The organism is Methanosaeta sp. UBA458 (assembly GCF_002496085.1).
GTDB lineage: Archaea > Halobacteriota > Methanosarcinia > Methanotrichales > Methanotrichaceae > Methanothrix > Methanothrix soehngenii.
In genome coordinates this window covers 17629-19126 of the sequence record NZ_DAIK01000089.1, presented here as the reverse complement: position 1 = coordinate 19126, position 1498 = coordinate 17629, and the positions used below count along the sequence as shown (strand labels likewise).

The 1498-nt window shown below is 52.1% G+C and carries 2 protein-coding genes; both read right to left on the bottom strand.

The window, feature by feature from the left end:
* Positions 1-445 precede the first annotated feature (445 nt).
* Positions 446-934: a lamin tail domain-containing protein gene (locus BP822_RS06175; RefSeq protein ID WP_286877970.1), complete on the bottom strand. Its 489-nt coding sequence runs from the start codon at positions 932-934 to the stop codon at positions 446-448.
* 65 nt (positions 935-999) lie between these two features.
* Entirely contained in the window at positions 1000-1467 is a 468-nt protein-coding gene (locus tag BP822_RS06170; protein WP_013718947.1) for a lamin tail domain-containing protein, read from the bottom strand.
* Positions 1468-1498 lie beyond the last annotated feature (31 nt).

Sequence of the window (1498 nt, the reverse complement as noted above, 5' to 3'; positions counted from 1 at the left end):
GAAAGATATTGACTTGCACCTATGACGGCTACCCCAGCTGGTATGCTAACATCAATACCAAGGTTTTGGTCGATTCCGGCGGAGTTGTGGCGGAAAGCGATGAGGCAAACAACATCTTCCTCAAGCCCATCAGCGTGAACCATCCCTGAGAATGTGGCCGAATCGAGATTGGATCCTGGCCCTATCATCTCTTTTTTTAGCTCTTCGCTGTTTCATATGGGTAACCTCAGGATAGCGATTTTCATTCTCCGGGTATGACTCCCCCTTGGAATTCCGACCTGATGGAAGATTGGTATTGAGATTATTCATAAATGGCGATATCTCGGCATTTTGGCGATTACTTGGATTAGGCTTCAGATTTCCATCTCACCCATATGAAACAGCGAGGCCCCTCCTTTCTCAAATCCCCTGCTATTTTCGTCTCCCGCCCTGATCTCGATTATATTTATTTTTGCACCTCTCTGCCATTGGACATGCCGATGCTTGCCCTCAGGAAGGCGAAGTCTGCACTGGTGCCCCTCCTCCTGCCGTCCGGGATCCGGCCATAAGCGAAGTGAGAGTGGCTCTGGTCGCTCTGGGGATATACTCGATCCATATTCTCTCCAAGGGCATCATACAGATAGACTGTACCGTTGCCAGTTGTCGTCCAGGCGTCTTTGCCCTTCGCCACCTTGAATCCCAGGGGATCTATGATTCCCTGCAGAGGAATGATCCCCTTCCAGGCCCCGTCTTCGATCTGCACCGTCCAGCCGGCAAGGTCCACAGGATCCTCACCTGCATTGTAGAGCTCCACCCAAATCGTTTCGTTATGGGGCGCGCTCAGTTCAATCTCGTTTATGACCACATCACAGATCCCAGAGGCTGAGAATGCCAGCAGGCATAAAAAGGTCAGAAGCGCTCTGATGCCGCCTCTTGATGCCGGACGTGTCGTCATCCTCCATTTTGATTTATCCTTAGATTCCAAGATCCCTCAATCCCAAAACTGCAGCATATGACCGCTCAGCGCACATTGGTCGCACCACGGGTGGCAGAAGCCAGACCCCAGTCGCCATCGGTGTTCGTATCGTATCCGTCCGGATTCCTGCCATAGGTAAAGTCGTTTCCTAAGCTATCCAGGCGAAGGGCGGTCCTGTCTACCTCCTCACCAGATGCACTGTAGAGGGTGCAGTATCCTCCGTCAGTATGGTTCCAGGATTCCTGGCCATCCAGGACATAGAATCCTCCTGCGGGAAGAATCGTACCCAGGGGTACAGGGGAGAATTCTCCCTTCCAGCTGCCATCGGTGATGATGGCCGTCCAGCTGCTTATGTCGACGCTTTCGTTTCCGGAGTTAAAAAGCTCGATCCATTCCGCTCCCCCCTCCGGAGGGTTCAGCTCTATCTCATTTACGACCACCGATGCCATCGCGCTGCAGGCGAGGATCATCAATGCAGCGGCTAGACAGGTTGCCTTCAAGATTGATTTCAACTCTTATCTCCTCCATGCTCTTTTTTCGACT